Raw genomic sequence first — 15,589 nt, 5'->3', positions numbered from 1 at the left:
AATAGAAAATAATTTTATTCTTTCAACTCTTTAATTGCTTCTTTCTTTATCCATCCTTCTGACTTATCTGTTAGTTCGATACGTTTCCAGTTGTCAAGGGTTTCTTTTACAAATACTTTTGTGCCTTCGTGAAGCATAAATGCATTTTCTGCAGTTGTTTTAGGTTCTGTTTTTACATTCACTAATTCTTCAAAGACAATTGCGGGTCTAATTTTCTTGTCTAATTGCTTTTGAAGAAATGCAAATACGACGCTTATAACCATAAATCCTAGTAAGACAAACATTCCTAAGAAAAATATTCGCTTTAAAATGGTTTTTGATGAAAAATAATATCCTATAAAGAAAAGTAAAAATAAGGTAGAAAAACCAACAGCAATCCAAGCCCAACTATCATAAGCAAAAATAGCAGTTGTTTTGTTCAAAAAGTTTGAAAAACCAACCTTTGGCATCACTTTTATGTCATCGATTGCCATTTTTTGAGCAAAATTTAAATTAGTCTGTATCGCTTCATCATCTGGATTAAGTAATAATGCTTTTTCAAAATTATATATTGATGGTGCAATTTTACCTAATTTATAATAACAATTCCCTATATTAAAATACAGTTCAGGTGATTCTAATTTATCTTTTTTTATAATTGATTCATATTTCTCAATCGCTTCTGTATATTTTTCATTTCGATACAATTCATTAGCTGCATCAAATTGTGTTTTTGCATTGTCTTGTGCAAAAATAAAATTGGTAATTAAAACAAGTATGTAAACTAATTTTCTCATCTTTATTACAGTTGTTTTTCAAGGTCAGAAATTAAACTTACCGCTTTTTCAAAATCTTGCTTCATAGCCACTTCTGTTGCTGGTGCATATCGAGCAAATTCACAATCATTCATTAACTGAATAAATTGATGTATTGTTTCTGATTGTGCTTTCTTACTTTCTAATATTTCTTGAATGTTTTCCTTACTCATTTCTGAGGTTTCAATATGTAATTTCGCTTTTAAGAAATTGTGTAATGCTCTTTCCATTGCCATATAAAACGGGATTTTATTACCCATTTGTTTCTTAGCTTCTGAGAGATATTTCTTAGCTAGTTTATTATTTCTTCTTATTTTATTGCCAAATTCATCTGCATCAATTGCTTCTTTTTTCTTTCTAGCTAATACTATTATTGGAATAAACAAAAATGGAGCTAATAACAGTCCATAAAACAATTTAGTTTCAAAGAATTCTTCTTTATATTTTGGAACAAACTCTGATTTTAATTTAATAAATTGAAACGTATTATTGTTTTTTATAACTTGCTGTTTGTTGTTATCATTTTGAACAACTTCTTGTTTAGCCGATGTAAAATTTGGATTGTCTAAAACATTTATTGTAATCTCTTTTGAAGAAATCGTTTTATAGGATTTCGTATTCAAATCAAAATAAGAAAAATCAATAGGTTTTAGTGTATATTTTCCTTTAAATTGAGGAATAATAGTGTATTTATCAGAAATTTTTCCATTCATTCCAGATAATGGTGTGTTCACTTCTTCCTTATGTTCTGGGTCGAAAACTTCAAATGAGCTTGGAAATTCTGTTTTTGGTAAAGTAAATAGTTTCAAATTTCCTGATCCAGAAACACTTATTTCTAAATCTAATGATTCTCCACTTCGCAATTCTGTTTTAGAAGATTTTACTTCAAAATTAAATTTTCCAACTGCTCCAGCAAAACTAGCTGGTTTTCCTTCTTCTGGTAATGGTTTTACTTTTATTGTTTTGGCTCCAGCCGAAATTGTTTTGGTAACCGATTTGTATTCTGGTTCCATGAAGAAATTTCTTCTACCTGTAGGTACATCGATATCTAGATTAATCGTTAAAGGTTCTAATGCTTTGGCTCCAGCTTCTTGAGGATAAAGAATAACCTTTCTCCAAACTACTAATGCATAGTTTTGACCATCATATTTACCTTGAACTGCTTGTAATTTATCAATATTGATTTGTTGACTCCAAAAACCATTGTATTTTGGATTATCTACTTCTTGAACATTTCTTACCTGAAATCTTGGATTAAAATACAATTTATAAACAACTGTTACTGGTTCATTCAAATAAGGATTTGCATTTGAAACTTCTGCAACTAAATGAACTCCTTCACCTACTTTATAATCGGGATCATTTGGATCTTTTGGTAGTTCAACAGCATCTGTTACTGTTACTTTTACTGGTTGGGTTTTATAAGTTTGTCCATCAAACTCTATAATACCTTGTTTTATAATTAATGTTCCTTTCTGAGTAGGTTGTAGAACATAAGTATAACTTCTACTGAAAGATTTTACTCCATTTACCCAAGAAAAATTTGTGGATTGAAATGGACCACCAATAAGTCTAAACCCATCAAAATTAGGTGCTTGAAAATTATCTCCATCTTCATTAATTGCAAAAGTAACTTGCAATCGTTCGTTTAAACCAATAGTAGATTTACTGACTTTTGCTTCAAATTTAATTTCCTGAGCTAAAAGTGCAGTTTGAATAAAAAGTATAACTATAACAAAAAAATTCTTCATGTTACCAATCTTTTTCATTTGTTGATGGTCTAGCTTTTACCTTTTTTGCATTTAATTTATCTTGAATTTTCTTTTCTGCGTTGTTCACTGCATCTAACAAGTTTTCTATTTGTTGTTTATTTACACCAGAAGGTTTCGGGTTTCCTTTTTCATCTTCTTTTTTATCTCCGTCTTGCTTATCTTGTTTATTGTCTCCTTCTTTTTTCTTATCGTCTTTATCTCCGTTTTCGGAATCTTTTTTGTCTTTATCTTTCCCGTTGTCTTGCTTGTCTTTTTTATCTTGACCATCTCCTTTATCTTCTTTTTTATCCTGATTTTTTTGGTCTTGATTTTTATCTTTATCCTTGTCTTTATCTTTGTTTTTATCGTCTTTAGGAGGATTTTCTTTTTGTTTTTTCTTTGCTAAAGCATAATTATAGCGTGTTTCTTCGTCTAATGGATTATTACGTAATGCATTTTTATAAGCTTCAGCTGCTGCTGCATAATTTTCTTCAAGCATAAGTGAATTTCCTAAATTATGAAACGCTTTATGCTTCTCTTCTTTTGTTTTAGCAGATTCAACTGCATTTAAAAATTTGTATTTTGCTTCACTAGGTTGATTTTGTCGGTAAATACTATTTCCTAGATTATAGTTAGCCACCGCTTTTTTTTCTTCATTATTAGATTGTGAAATTCTAAAATCGCTTTCAGCAGATGTATAATTTTTTGTACCAAATAATTGAGTTCCTTCAAATAAGTTTTTATCCTTATTTTGACTAAAAATAATTGAAGTAATAAATAATGCTATTGTTATAATTATCTTTTGCATACTATCTTTCATTAAATAAATTTAACTTTTGCAACCAAGCTGTCTTTCTTTCTAAAAAGAAAATATCGAGCAATAAAAGAAAAAAAGCAACTCCTATAAACCATTGATATTGGGTTTGATATTCTGCTATTTCTTGTGACTCAAACTCAGTTTTTTCAATATTATCTAATACACTTTTGACTTGTTCTAATACTTGTTTGGTATTATTTCCTTCCATGTAAGTAGATTTTGTGTTTTGGGCTATATTTTGAAGTGTTGAAGGATTTAATTTTGTAATAACTACTTCTCCTTCATTATCCTTTTTATATTCAGCTACTACACCATTATCCCCTTTAATAGGAATAGGACCACCATTTACGGTTCCTACACCAATTGTCGTAATTTTAATTCCTTTTTCTTTAGCTATTTCACTTGCTTCTTCTGCTCCGTCACCATGATCTTCTCCATCTGAAACAAGAATAATCAATTTACTTGTATCTTGTGCGTCAAAAAAGGTAGTTGCTAAATTAATGGCGTCATTTAATGCTGTACCTTGGGATGAAACCATATTGGTATTCATGTTTTGTAAGTACATCTTTGCAATGCTATAATCCGTTGTCATAGGTAAAACAGGATAAGCACTTCCAGCATAACCAACAATTCCTATCCTATCATTTCCTAAACTATTAATAATTTGACTTATTAATTGTTTGGATTTTTCTAAACGATTAGGCGCTATGTCTTCTGCTAACATACTTTTTGAAATGTCTAAAGCAAAAACAATATCGATACCTTGTCTTTTAACTGTTTCTATTTTTGTTCCTATTTTTGGGTTAACCAATGCTAAAATAAGACCAGTTAATGCTAATAATACTGTAACAAACTTTAACGCTGGCTTAAATATTGACTTTGTAGGACATAGTTTTTTTATTAGCTCTAAGTCTCCAAATTCTTTTTGTTTTTTCTTTTTCCAATATACCTGAAATAAGAATAACAGTACTAATACAGGAAGTACTAGTAGTAAATATAATAATATTGGTTCTTCTAACTTATGATACATTTTCTTAATTTTTTAAACAAATCCTTTAAAAACAGTGTTTCTTAAAGTAATTTCTATCAATACTAATCCAAAAGCAAGCCAAACAAAAGGTTTGAATTTTTCATCATAGTTGAAATATTTCTTTTCTTCGATTTCAGTTGTTTCTAGTTTATTAATTTCTGCATAAATCTCTTCTAATTTCTTGTTATTTGTTGCTCTAAAATATTTCCCTTCAGTCGTTTTAGCAATTTCTTTCATTAAATCTTCATCAATCTCAACCTTCATATTTCGGAATAAAAACTGCCCGTTAGAGGTTTTTGCATAAGGAAAAGGAGCCATACCATTTGTTCCTATACCTATTGTATAAACTTTTATGCCATATTGTTCTGCAATATTGGCTGCCATTCTAGGATCTATTGTTCCTGCATTATTTACACCATCAGTCAATAGAATAATTATTCTGCTTTTCGCCTTACTATCTTTCAATCTATTAATTGCTGTGGCTAGTCCTACTCCTATTCCTGTTCCATCTTCAATAATAGAATCATCATATTCTACCGTTTTTAAAGATTGTAAAACCACTGTTTTATCTGAAGTTACTGGTGTTTTTGTATAACTTTCTCCTGCATATACTACTAATCCTATTCTATCATTAATTCTGTCTTCAACAAATTTTGAAGCCACTCTCTTTAAAGCATCTAATCGGTTTGGCTTTAAATCTTTGGCTAACATACTTCCAGACACATCAATTGCCATTACAATATCTATTCCTCTTGTGGTTCTCGATTTTGCTGTAACATCTACACTTCTTGGTCTTGCTAAAGCTACTATAATTGCTGATAAAGCTACTATTCTTAAAACAAAAAGTAATGGTTTTATTCTTGAGAGTACTGTTTTACTATTTGCAAAAGGAGCTAATGAGCTCATCTTAATAGTAGCTGTATGCCTTTTTCTAGAATACAAATACCAAGTTATGGCTAATGGCAAAGCCAAAAACAACCAGAAAAATTCAGGATGTAAAAAGGTTACATTTTTCATTTTTCAGTAGCTTTTCTAAGTTCGACAGAAGTAATTACTCTTTCCATAATTTGTTTCGCATATTCATCATCATTTTTATAGATAAGGAAAAGTTCCTGTGCTCCACCTGATTGAGAAAAAACATATAATTCGTAATTCATTAATTGATTTTCCTTCTCTATAGGATTTGTAACTGTAAAACTACCATAAGCTTTTTTACCTGTTAATCCTTTTGGATCTTCATAATCTTCTTCTTTTACAGTAATATTTTGAGCACCTAATAATTCCATATTTTTTAAGTCGTATTCAATAACACGATCTAAATCTACAGAAGTAGTGTCTTTATAGGAAGTAGTGCTTAATGTAATTGAAAAATTATCTAATAAACTACCATAAGTAAATTTAGCATTTGCTTTTACATGAGCTGGTAAGTTATTTTGGATTCTTTCGTCTGAAAGGCGTTTTAAAACTTTAGGTGTTGAAATAATAATAGCTGGATCACCATATTCTGAAGAAACCCATTCTTCGTTTAATAATGATTTTGCACTGTGACCTAACCAATTATTTCTTATATAATCTGTTCCTTTGGAAACTCCAATAAAAACTCCACCCATTAGTAATAAGAAAAGAACTAGTGTTAAAGGAATTGCAATACGTTTTAATTTTTGAGAACGATTTCTTTTTCGTTTTAATTCTTCAGTAAATAAATTCTCTTTCTCTTCATCGGTTCTAGGAATAGCTTTATCTAAAGAGATTAAGAAAGAATCAACCATTTTCTTATCGTTTTCAATTTCAAAATCTAATGGTTTTGATTTGGCAAACTTAACTAAATCAGCATTAGACATTACTTTTTTGAATTTCTCTAAGACATCTTGACTTAACTTAATTTTTCTCTTTTTAATAGTGCTTTTTAATGTTTGAAACAACTCATTAGAAGTACTTTCCATAGCTGGAATTTCTACAGCTTCTTCAAGATAATATCTTGTAATATCAGTTAACTCAGAATAATATGCTTTTGTTTCTCCTTTTTGCCAAAGTTCCTTTCCTTCTAAACTTTGTAATTGTGATAATGCTTTTTCGATAGGAGAAGCAAATAATATTTCGTCTTCTTCATTCTTTTTAATTTGTCTCTTTTTAATGAAATAATAAACTAAAAAACCAATTCCTATAATTACTACTAATCCTAATAACACATACAACCAAAAATAATCGGTTGGTTTATCAACCGTTATAATTGATTTAATATCATACATCTGCTGTTTTAGAGTATCAACAACTACTGGATTAACAACTATTGCAAATGAATCTGTTCGAATAGTTTTATTATTAATTATTACCTGAAGTGGTGGAATAACATATCTACCAGAATCAAATTGGGTTAACCCATATTTCTTAATTAACTCTAATTTATCATTGTTTTTTATTGAATCTATTGGATAAGATTCTAAAACTTCTACTTGTCCAAAAAATTGTCCTTCAGGAAAAATGACTTTATCTTTTAAAGTAACATTTGCTTTAATCGTTAAATTGAATTGAGAGCCAATCTTAATTTGGGTTGAATCTACAGTAGATTGAATCGATTGTGAAAAAGCAATCGAAGTAAGTAACAAACAAAATAATATTTTTATATTCTTTAACATGTTAATTTCTTGCTTTAAAATATCCCAATAATTTAGTAACATAACTTTCATCTACTCTTGTACTTACTCTTCCAGCACCACATTTTGAGAAAATTTCAGTAAAATACTTTACATTATCGTTATAATATTTTCCATAATTCAGGCGAACGCTTTTAGAATTTGTATCTACTAAAAAAGATTCTCCTGTTTCTGCATCAATCATATTTACCATTCCAAGATTAGGAATTGATTCCTCTCTTTTGTCGAATACTCTAATTCCTGTTAAATCATGCTTTTTTGAAGCAATTTTTAAAGTATGTTCATAATCTTTTACCATAAAATCAGAAATTAAAAAGACAATTGCCTTTTTCTTCATGACACTGGATAAAAATTTTAAAGCTTGTGCTAAATCAGTTTTTTTACTCTTTGGCTTAAACTCAATTAATTCACGAATGATTCTTAAAACATGCGATTTTCCTTTTTTTGGAGGAATGAATAATTCGATTTCATCTGAAAATAAAATTAAACCTACTTTATCATTATTTTGAGTAGAAGAAAAGGCTAAAGTTGCAGCAATTTCTGTTACAATTTCATTTTTAAACTGATTGGTTGACCCAAAAGATTCAGAGCCACTACAATCTACCATAAGCATCATGGTTAATTCTCGCTCTTCTTCAAAAACTTTTATGTATGGTTCATTGTAACGAGCTGTAACGTTCCAATCTATAGCACGAACATCATCACCGTATTGATATTGACGTACTTCAGAAAAAGTCATTCCTCTTCCTTTAAAAGAAGTATGGTATTCTCCCGAGAAGATATGATCACTCAATCTTCTGGTTTTTATTTCTATTTTTCTTACTTTTTTGAGTATTTCTTTGGTATCCATTTTTTTCAGTGGTCAGTAGTTAGTGGTCAGTGATTAGTTTAAGTTGCTGCAAGCAACTGATTACTGTAAACTGATTACTGCAAACTGAATTAAGGTACTTCTACTTCGTTCACAATTTTATTAATGATATCTACAGAAGTAATATTTTCAGCTTCAGCTTCATAAGTAATTCCTATTCTATGACGTAAAACATCATGAACAACAGCTCTAACGTCTTCTGGAATTACATATCCTCTTCTTTTAATGAAAGCATAACATTTAGCAGCAGTTGCCAAATTGATACTTCCACGTGGAGAAGAACCAAAACTTATAAGAGGTTTTAAACTTTCTAACTTATATTTTTCAGGGTAACGTGTTGCGAAAATAATATCTAAAATATACTTTTCTATTTTTTCATCCATGTAAACTTCGCGAACAGCTTGTTGTGCTCTAAGAATTTGCTCTAAGGAAACTACTTGATTAATTTTTTCATACGAACCTGTTAAGTTTTGACGAATTACCAATCTTTCATCTTCCATTTTTGGATAATCGATAACTGTTTTTAACATAAAACGGTCAACTTGTGCTTCTGGTAAAGGGTATGTTCCTTCTTGTTCCACTGGATTTTGTGTAGCCATTACTAAGAATGGTTTGTCTAACTTAAAAGTTGTATCTCCAATAGTTACTTGTTTCTCTTGCATTGCTTCAAGCAAAGCCGATTGTACTTTTGCTGGAGCACGATTGATTTCATCTGCAAGGACAAAATTGGCAAAAATTGGACCTTTTTTTATAGTAAAATCATTTTCTTTGACGTTATAAATCATTGTTCCTACAACATCGGCTGGTAATAAGTCAGGTGTAAACTGAATTCTACTAAAAGAACCATGCACTGCTTGCGAAAGCGTATTAATTGCTAATGTTTTTGCAAGTCCAGGAACACCTTCTAATAAAATATGTCCTTGACCCAAAAGTCCAATTAATAATCTTTCAATCATGTGTTTTTGACCTATAATGACCTTATTCATTTCCATTGTTAGTAGATCGACAAAAGCACTTTCTCTTTCAATTTTTTCATTAATCGCTCTAATATCTAGAGTGGCAGTATTTTCTTCCATTTTCAATTTATTTTGGTTCAAATTTTCAAAAAAAATTTAACAATTCAAAATTGAAAATTTATTTAGGACTACAATGTTAACATAGCGTTAAAAAAATTCAATATAAGCCTTATTTAAGCCTTATTTATGATTTTGTTTTTATACTTTTAAGAAAAAAAGTAAAATTTATGATAAATAAACGTTTACTCATAAAAAACTTATTAGCTCATAATGATGAAAGTAGCTTTTACGATAAAAAGCGTCAATTAAATTTACATACCAAAGAGGGAAAAGCAAAATTTTTAAAACATATATGTGCTCTATCTAATTCAAATCCGGTTAATAATTCCTATATTATTGTAGGTGTAGAAGACGAAAATAATGAGATTGTAGGTGATGATTTTTTTGATGATAGTAAAATACAAAATTTGGTAAACGCATATATAGAAAACCCTCCAAAAATTCAGTATGAAAATGTTCCATTTCCAAATTTACCCAAAGACAAAGTAGTAGGACTGGTTACTATTAAACCTAAAAGTAAAATTTCTTCTTTTAAAAAAGGTATATATACTATAATTGCAAATACTGTTTTTATAAGAAGAGGTAGTAATTCTATACCTACAGATGAAAAAATTCCTTTTTCAAAAATTAATACTGAAACGATCATTAGCATTGAAAATAATTCTAGAAACAGTATTGAACATACTCTTGATGGTGTACAAGATTTTATTAATAACAGGCATAAAGACTTGTTTTCCAAATACAAAGTATTTAAAGAGCTTTTTGTAGTGTGCTGGGCTGGAATTAAAAAAAATGTAAGAAATGATGTTTTCTACTCTAGGGTTGATATTGAATTAATAAATGAGCAAGTAAAATTATTTTATTCTGCACAAGATGATGTTACTATAGAATATGATGATACTTCTTTTACCATTACAGAACACATTGCCCTAGGTATAAATGATAAAACAAGTTACTATCCTTTAGAAAAACTTACCCTCACTTTTTTTGATAATGGTTATTACAAAATGGATACACAAATGCTATTTGAACCTCCCCAATATAATAGAAAGATGCTTCATCATATTTACAACTCAAACATTAGTATTTTAAAAAAAATGGCGAAAGACATTTCATTAACTGAGAGAGAAAAAAAAGAAGCCTTAAATATTCCTTCCACATTAATGATATGTTATCTGAATGGTTTTGAAGAAGCTAAACAAAAATTAATTGAAAGCAAAGTTTCCCTCAAAAAATTCCAAAATCCTAATGTATATTCAGAATTTAAAGAAGTAATGCGCGTTTTGAGAAAAATGAAATACAATTAATCTTTTTATATTAATTAAATTTAGACAAACCCTTGCTTTTTAGCTTCTCTCACTATATCTTCATCAGTTCCGCCTTTTACACAGAAATAGTCCTTAATTTGAGCTTTTCTTTTATCAATAGAACTTTGTGCCAAATTAATATAATTAGGTAAATTTTTAGATAAGACACCCTGAGCTAATAAAGAAATGATAGTCCTATTATTTTCATCTAAGAAAACGTTGTTTTTTACTTCTAACATTTCTTGAATACTTTCTTTAACTGTCTTACTAATGTATTTTTCTTTATTAATGATCATTTCAAAGGCTTTTAAAAACTCATCTGCTGTAAAATCGCTTTTAACCAAAAGACCGTCAGGATCTATATTAGTTTGTATATCATATAAGATAAATGCTTCTGCATGTGATGTTAAAATAACAATTTTAGCAAAAGGATATTTTTTCTTTGCTATTAATGCTAAATCTTGACCAGAATTAATTTTTTTCTCTTCATAAGGAGGAAGACTTAAATCTAAAAAAACCATATCAAATTCATACAAATCTTCCGATTTCATCATTCTTTTATAAGCGCTTTCGCAATCAAAAGCAGAAGTTACGTTGATTTCATATCCTAAATCATTATAAGATAAAATGCTCTTATAACCTTCAATCATAGAAGGATGATCGTCAATCATGAAAATGTTTACTTTCTTAGAATTCATTATAATATATAGTTTTAATTGATTGGTAACTTAATAAATATAGTTGTTCCTTTTCCTATTTCAGATGTGATGTTAAATTCTCCTTTTACAGCTTCGGTTCTTTGAAGCATATTTTTCATGCCAATTCCTTTCTTGGCTTTATTTGTATTAAAGCCATCACCATCGTCTGTTATTTGTAAAGTTACAATTTTTTCTTGTTTATCGATATTTACATAAATATTTTCTGCATTTGCATATTTATTACAATTATTTAAAGCTTCTTGCAAAATTCTATATAGATGCATTTTAATTTCAATATCTATATTTTCCCAATTAATATCCTTATCAATTTCATAAATACATTTTGGACTATATAACTCACTTTGTTCAGTTAAGAGTTCAGTTAGTATTGTTTTGAAATTACCTTTTTCTGAGAAAGTATCGTTACTTAATTCATGAGCTATTACTCTAACTTCTTTTTCAATATTCTGAATTTCATTGATATGTCCAATACATTTTTTTATCGTCTCTTCATCAGTCCTTTTTGTAAGAACAAATAAATTAAGCCTAGTACTTGCTAATTTATTCATTATTCCATCATGTAATTCCCTAGCAATTCTATTTTTTTCAATATTTTTTACCTCATCAATTTTTGCTTGTTGATCAAGCATTAATTGATAAATCTCTTCATTCGCTTTTTGTTGCTCTTGAGTAAAAATCAATTCTTTTTGTTTAGCTCTTTGAAATAAAATAATAAATAATAATCCACCAATAAAAGCAACAAGAATGGAGACCGTTAATATTGTTTTTTTCTGACTAGAAATTTCTTGATTTTCGCTAATAATCTCATCTGTTTCATATTCAATTCTTGCTAACTTATTTCTAGTAACTCTTTCTAAATTATATAAACTATCACTTAAAGCAATATATTGTTGCGCATAGTTTAGACCATTTGAAGGATTAATTTTTGTATATAGCTCTAACGTTTTTAATATCTCATTATTATAATTAGATTCTTTAGCCAAATAATAAGCCTCATTATTTAGTTGTAAAGCTCTATGCGTGTTTGATTTAGAAAGATAATATTCTGTTAAATGAATTTTGCTTTTTATAATTCCTGCAATATTATTAATACTATCTCTTAAAAATAGAGCTCTATTTAATTCTTCAAATCCTTCATTATTATTCAGTTTAAATTTAGAATAGGCATAATTATCAAGTAAAGCAGAATATAAAACAGGTTGTTTTTTAAGTATGTTCTTAATTTTTAAACCTTGTGAAAAATTTTCTAGTGCTTTTTCATGTTGATTATCATTTTGGTAAACCAATCCAATATTATTGAATGTTTGGGCTTTAAAATCTTCATAAAAAGGAGTGTTTTTTATTTTCTCTAACTGATTTAATGATTTTTTATGATAAAAAAGTGCTCTGTCATAATTTTCAAGTCCCATTAATGAACTGCCCAAATTTACATAACATTCATAAACAAGAACATCATCACCTATTTCAGTTGAAATATTTAAAGCTTTTATAGTTGTTGCTTCACTGCCTAAGAAATCTTTTTCATATAATAAAAGATAAGCTTTATGTAAAATTGTATTGGCTAAGTTTTGTTTATCCTGTATGCTATTATAAATTTTTTCGGCATTATTATAATACCAATAAGCACTATCATTTTTAGCATTTTCAAAAAAATAATCACCTAAATAATATAATGCTTTCCCAATAGTCGCAGAATCTTTACTTTTTTCACCTAACTCTAAAACTTTATTAGTTATCTTTTTATATTTTTCTAATTCATATAAAGGAAAGTAACGATTAGCAATTTTAAAATAATTTCTTCTTGTTATAGAATCATTTTTATTATTTTTAATGGTCTCATAGGCTAAATCTGCAAATCGAATTCTCATCTCTTTGGATATAGTCTCTTTTTGAGCCAAAGAAAGATAGTTATTGATTTTTTGATTTTGCGCATCAAATTCTTGCTCTTTACTTTTACGTTCAGAACAACTTAAAATAATAATAAATAGAATTAATAATGTAAAATATCTCAAGTTTAAAAAAATTAATACATGTATCTAAACAAATTTACTGATTTTCTTACACGAACTAATCTTTTTTAATAATAAGTATTGGATTATAAGAATTTCCTTCTCCTAATAAAACAATTTTATGATTACTATCCTCTTGAAAAAACTTCTCTTTTTCAGTAGTTAAATCTGTTGTCAAATAAGAAATTACTACAAAAGACATTAATAATAATATAGCTAAAGAATATATTGCTTTTTTCATAATAAATTTAGGTTTGGGTTATAAATTGTTTTTGGAAAGTTAGTCTCTTTTTGGAATAATGATTGGGTCAGTTTCTTCGGTTGTTTCTCCTAAATCATCAGTTTGAATTGAAAAATTGTTTCTTTCCATATCTGCATCATAGGAATCGGTAGTACAAGAAACAGCTAATAAAGATATAGTTAAAATAAAAGCTAGGGTAAAGATTGCTTTTTTCATAATAAATTGGGTTTGAGTTATAAATTGTTTTGGGAATTAGTCTCTTTTTGGAATAATGATTGGATCAGTTTCTTCGGTTGTTTCTCCTAAATCATCAGTTTGAATTGAAGAATTGTTTCTTTCCATATCTGCATCATAGGAATCGGTAGTACAAGAAACAGCTAATAAAGATATAGTTAAAATAACAGCTAGGGTAAAGATTGCTTTTTTCATAATAAATTGGGTTTGAGTTATAAATTGTTTTGGGAAATTAGTCTCTTTTTGGAATAATGATTGGATCAGTTTCTTCGGTTGTTTCTCCTAAATCATCAGTTTGAATTGAAGAATTGTTTCTTTCCATATCTGCATCATAGGAATCAGTAGTACAAGAAACACTTAATAATGATACTGTTAAAATAACGGCTAGGGTAAAGATTGCTTTTTTCATAATAAATTGGGTTTGAGTTATAAATTGTTTTGGGAATTAGTCTCTTTTTGGAATAATGATTGGGTCAGTTTCTTCGGTTGTTTCTCCTAAATCATCAGTTTGAATTGAAAAATTGTTTCTTTCCATATCTGCATCATAGGAATCAGTAGTACAAGAAACACTTAATAATGATACTGTTAAAATAACGGCTAGGGTAAAGATTGCTTTTTTCATAATACTAAAATTTAAATTTGTTTATATTATTATTTTTACTATTTTCATTAACTTAGTGTGTTACTATATGTTTTTTGTAACACCTTATTTTTGTTACTTCAAAAATAAGGTGTTACAAAGTTTTAATTTTACAAGTTTTCTGCCGTTTTTGTTAAAGTTTTATAGACTCACTAAACAGTATTTACAATTATTTAACAATATTTAAATGAAAACATTTGTTATAGGTGACATTCACGGTGGTTTAAAAGGTTTGAAGCAAATAATGGATATCGTTGCTCCTCTCACAACTGACAGAATTATTTTTTTAGGAGACTATGTTGACGGATGGAGTGAATCTAATGAAGTTATTGATTTTCTTATATCATTAAAAAAAACAAAACAAAATTGTATCTTCTTAAAAGGTAATCACGACGATTTACTATTAAAATACTTAAAAACAAATAAATATAACGAAGAATGGTATAAACATGGTGGACAGTCAACAATTAAGGCTTATAAGAAAGTAGACCAAAAAACCATTAAAAAACATATTTCTTTTTTAAACTCATTAAACTCATATTTCATTGATGAAAAAAACAGATTGTTTATCTATGCTGGTTTTACTAATTTAAAAGGAGTAAATTTTGAATATTTTAAACCTCTTTTTTATTGGGATAGAACTTTATGGGAATGTGCATTGGCCTTAGATAAATCTATCCAAGAAGACAATATATATTATCCAAATAGATTAAAATTATACTCTGAAATTTATATAGGACACACGCCTGTGAGTGGTATTAATAAAACAACACCTCACAATGCAGCAAATGTGTGGAATATAGATACAGGTGCTGCCTTTAAAGGACCATTAACTATTTTAAATGTAGAAACTAAAGAATTCTGGCAAAGTCAACCAATGCATATGCTTTATCCAGAAGAAAATGGAAGAAATTAACTTATATTTTTATCTTTGCATCAAAATGAAAACAAAATGAAAAAAATAACAGTTTTATTAGTATTATTCATCTTTGGAATAACTAATGCTCAAGTTTTCTCAGGTAAAGGAGATAAAAAATTTCAAGTTGGTGCAAATTTTCAAGAGAACGGTACAGGTATAATAGCCACGTTTGATAATGGGTTAGGTAAAAATATGTCATTTGGCTTTACTACTTTATACTTATTGGGAATTGAAGAAGTTTTAGGTGAAAAACCAAATTTTGATGATCGTTTTGACATTAGAGCAAGATTTAGTGCAAACATTGCAGATATTTTTAACATAGAAGAAAAAATAGATATTTATCCAGGATTAAATATTGGAATAAAAAATTTTGGTGGACATTTTGGTGCTCGTTATTTCTTCTCTGAAGGATTTGGAATTTATTCCGAAATTCAATTTCCTATTGCCCAATATGATAACGACCCAGTAGGATTTGAAAAATATAATAACCAATTTAATTTCTCTATAGGAACAAGTTTTAATTTATAAGA

The 15,589-nt window shown here is 28.2% G+C and carries 18 protein-coding genes; 3 read left to right on the top strand and 15 right to left on the bottom strand.

Annotated features, from left to right (window positions below):
- Positions 1–14: 14 nt before the first annotated feature.
- The 8 genes from ACULEV_RS18370 to ACULEV_RS18335 form a co-directional block, all read right to left on the bottom strand.
- On the bottom strand, positions 15–776 hold the full coding sequence (locus ACULEV_RS18370) for a tetratricopeptide repeat protein (protein ID WP_445456507.1): 762 nt from the start codon (positions 774–776) through the stop codon (positions 15–17).
- Positions 777–781: 5 nt separating this feature from the next.
- On the bottom strand, positions 782–2,545 hold the full coding sequence (locus tag ACULEV_RS18365) for a BatD family protein (protein ID WP_445456506.1): 1,764 nt from the start codon (positions 2,543–2,545) through the stop codon (positions 782–784).
- Position 2,546: 1 nt separating this feature from the next.
- The gene (locus tag ACULEV_RS18360) at positions 2,547–3,353 is read right to left on the bottom strand and encodes a tetratricopeptide repeat protein (protein ID WP_445456505.1); all 807 of its coding nucleotides are present in this window, start codon (positions 3,351–3,353) and stop codon (positions 2,547–2,549) included.
- Position 3,354: 1 nt separating this feature from the next.
- Positions 3,355–4,392: a VWA domain-containing protein gene (locus ACULEV_RS18355; RefSeq protein ID WP_445456504.1), complete on the bottom strand. Its 1,038-nt coding sequence runs from the start codon at positions 4,390–4,392 to the stop codon at positions 3,355–3,357.
- Positions 4,393–4,404: 12 nt separating this feature from the next.
- Positions 4,405–5,409, bottom strand: coding sequence for a vWA domain-containing protein (locus ACULEV_RS18350; RefSeq protein WP_445456503.1), 1,005 nt, complete (start codon positions 5,407–5,409; stop codon positions 4,405–4,407).
- Positions 5,406–7,028 (bottom strand): BatD family protein, encoded by a 1,623-nt coding sequence (locus ACULEV_RS18345; protein ID WP_445456502.1) that lies wholly within the window; start codon positions 7,026–7,028, stop codon positions 5,406–5,408. Before ACULEV_RS18345 ends, ACULEV_RS18350 begins: the two co-directional genes overlap by 4 nt.
- Position 7,029: 1 nt before the next feature.
- Complete coding sequence (locus tag ACULEV_RS18340; RefSeq protein WP_445456501.1) at positions 7,030–7,896, bottom strand: DUF58 domain-containing protein; 867 nt, start codon at positions 7,894–7,896, stop codon at positions 7,030–7,032.
- Between the two features lie 89 nt (positions 7,897–7,985).
- Positions 7,986–8,990 carry an AAA family ATPase gene (locus ACULEV_RS18335; protein ID WP_445456500.1) on the bottom strand — a complete coding sequence of 335 codons (1,005 nt, stop codon included), beginning with the start codon at positions 8,988–8,990 and terminating at the stop codon, positions 7,986–7,988.
- A gap of 167 nt (positions 8,991–9,157) precedes the next feature.
- Here ACULEV_RS18335 and ACULEV_RS18330 point away from each other — a divergent pair, with 167 nt between their 5' ends.
- Positions 9,158–10,297 (top strand): ATP-binding protein, encoded by a 1,140-nt coding sequence (locus tag ACULEV_RS18330; RefSeq protein WP_445456499.1) that lies wholly within the window; start codon positions 9,158–9,160, stop codon positions 10,295–10,297.
- 20 nt (positions 10,298–10,317) lie between these two features.
- On the opposite strand, the gene ACULEV_RS18325 is transcribed toward ACULEV_RS18330, so the two are convergent.
- The 7 genes from ACULEV_RS18325 to ACULEV_RS18295 are packed head-to-tail and all read right to left on the bottom strand — an operon-like array spanning position 10,318 to position 14,122.
- Positions 10,318–10,995, bottom strand: a complete 678-nt coding sequence (locus ACULEV_RS18325; protein ID WP_445456498.1) for a response regulator — start codon at positions 10,993–10,995, stop codon at positions 10,318–10,320.
- Positions 10,996–11,009: 14 nt separating this feature from the next.
- Entirely contained in the window at positions 11,010–13,028 is a 2,019-nt protein-coding gene (locus ACULEV_RS18320; RefSeq protein ID WP_445456497.1) for a tetratricopeptide repeat-containing sensor histidine kinase, read from the bottom strand.
- 55 nt (positions 13,029–13,083) lie between these two features.
- A complete protein-coding gene (locus ACULEV_RS18315) occupies positions 13,084–13,266 on the bottom strand; it encodes a hypothetical protein (RefSeq protein ID WP_445456496.1) in 183 nt (60 codons plus the stop codon).
- 39 nt (positions 13,267–13,305) lie between these two features.
- Positions 13,306–13,482, bottom strand: a complete 177-nt coding sequence (locus ACULEV_RS18310) for a hypothetical protein (protein WP_445456495.1) — start codon at positions 13,480–13,482, stop codon at positions 13,306–13,308.
- 36 nt (positions 13,483–13,518) lie between these two features.
- A complete protein-coding gene (locus ACULEV_RS18305) occupies positions 13,519–13,695 on the bottom strand; it encodes a hypothetical protein (RefSeq protein WP_445456494.1) in 177 nt (58 codons plus the stop codon).
- 37 nt (positions 13,696–13,732) lie between these two features.
- Positions 13,733–13,909 (bottom strand): hypothetical protein, encoded by a 177-nt coding sequence (locus ACULEV_RS18300; protein ID WP_445456493.1) that lies wholly within the window; start codon positions 13,907–13,909, stop codon positions 13,733–13,735.
- A gap of 36 nt (positions 13,910–13,945) precedes the next feature.
- Positions 13,946–14,122, bottom strand: coding sequence for a hypothetical protein (locus tag ACULEV_RS18295; protein WP_445456492.1), 177 nt, complete (start codon positions 14,120–14,122; stop codon positions 13,946–13,948).
- A 205-nt stretch (positions 14,123–14,327) separates the two neighbouring features.
- Here ACULEV_RS18295 and ACULEV_RS18290 point away from each other — a divergent pair, with 205 nt between their 5' ends.
- Complete coding sequence (locus tag ACULEV_RS18290) at positions 14,328–15,056, top strand: metallophosphoesterase family protein (RefSeq protein WP_445456491.1); 729 nt, start codon at positions 14,328–14,330, stop codon at positions 15,054–15,056.
- 36 nt (positions 15,057–15,092) lie between these two features.
- Positions 15,093–15,587, top strand: a complete 495-nt coding sequence (locus tag ACULEV_RS18285) for a DUF6646 family protein (protein ID WP_445456490.1) — start codon at positions 15,093–15,095, stop codon at positions 15,585–15,587.
- Positions 15,588–15,589 lie beyond the last annotated feature (2 nt).

It is taken from the genome of Flavobacterium sp. HNIBRBA15423 (genome assembly GCF_052655965.1).
Note: the sequence above shows the minus strand (reverse complement) of the source record. Positions and strands in the feature narration are given on the sequence as shown.

What these genes read in the sequence shown, in the direction of transcription:
- ACULEV_RS18350 (WP_445456503.1), bottom strand. Translation starts at nt 5,409, where the DNA reads ATGAAAAATGTAACCTTTTTACATCCTGAATTTTTCTGGTTGTTTTTG.
- ACULEV_RS18305 (WP_445456494.1), bottom strand. Translation starts at nt 13,695, where the DNA reads ATGAAAAAAGCAATCTTTACCCTAGCTGTTATTTTAACTATATCTTTA.
- ACULEV_RS18355 (WP_445456504.1), bottom strand. Translation starts at nt 4,392, where the DNA reads ATGTATCATAAGTTAGAAGAACCAATATTATTATATTTACTACTAGTA.
- ACULEV_RS18345 (WP_445456502.1), bottom strand. Translation starts at nt 7,028, where the DNA reads ATGTTAAAGAATATAAAAATATTATTTTGTTTGTTACTTACTTCGATT.
- ACULEV_RS18300 (WP_445456493.1), bottom strand. Translation starts at nt 13,909, where the DNA reads ATGAAAAAAGCAATCTTTACCCTAGCCGTTATTTTAACAGTATCATTA.
- ACULEV_RS18335 (WP_445456500.1), bottom strand. Translation starts at nt 8,990, where the DNA reads ATGGAAGAAAATACTGCCACTCTAGATATTAGAGCGATTAATGAAAAA.
- ACULEV_RS18340 (WP_445456501.1), bottom strand. Translation starts at nt 7,896, where the DNA reads ATGGATACCAAAGAAATACTCAAAAAAGTAAGAAAAATAGAAATAAAA.
- ACULEV_RS18370 (WP_445456507.1), bottom strand. Translation starts at nt 776, where the DNA reads ATGAGAAAATTAGTTTACATACTTGTTTTAATTACCAATTTTATTTTT.
- ACULEV_RS18365 (WP_445456506.1), bottom strand. Translation starts at nt 2,545, where the DNA reads ATGAAGAATTTTTTTGTTATAGTTATACTTTTTATTCAAACTGCACTT.
- ACULEV_RS18330 (WP_445456499.1), top strand. Translation starts at nt 9,158, where the DNA reads ATGATAAATAAACGTTTACTCATAAAAAACTTATTAGCTCATAATGAT.
- ACULEV_RS18360 (WP_445456505.1), bottom strand. Translation starts at nt 3,353, where the DNA reads ATGCAAAAGATAATTATAACAATAGCATTATTTATTACTTCAATTATT.
- ACULEV_RS18315 (WP_445456496.1), bottom strand. Translation starts at nt 13,266, where the DNA reads ATGAAAAAAGCAATATATTCTTTAGCTATATTATTATTAATGTCTTTT.
- ACULEV_RS18325 (WP_445456498.1), bottom strand. Translation starts at nt 10,995, where the DNA reads ATGAATTCTAAGAAAGTAAACATTTTCATGATTGACGATCATCCTTCT.
- ACULEV_RS18290 (WP_445456491.1), top strand. Translation starts at nt 14,328, where the DNA reads ATGAAAACATTTGTTATAGGTGACATTCACGGTGGTTTAAAAGGTTTG.
- ACULEV_RS18285 (WP_445456490.1), top strand. Translation starts at nt 15,093, where the DNA reads ATGAAAAAAATAACAGTTTTATTAGTATTATTCATCTTTGGAATAACT.
- ACULEV_RS18310 (WP_445456495.1), bottom strand. Translation starts at nt 13,482, where the DNA reads ATGAAAAAAGCAATCTTTACCCTAGCTTTTATTTTAACTATATCTTTA.
- ACULEV_RS18295 (WP_445456492.1), bottom strand. Translation starts at nt 14,122, where the DNA reads ATGAAAAAAGCAATCTTTACCCTAGCCGTTATTTTAACAGTATCATTA.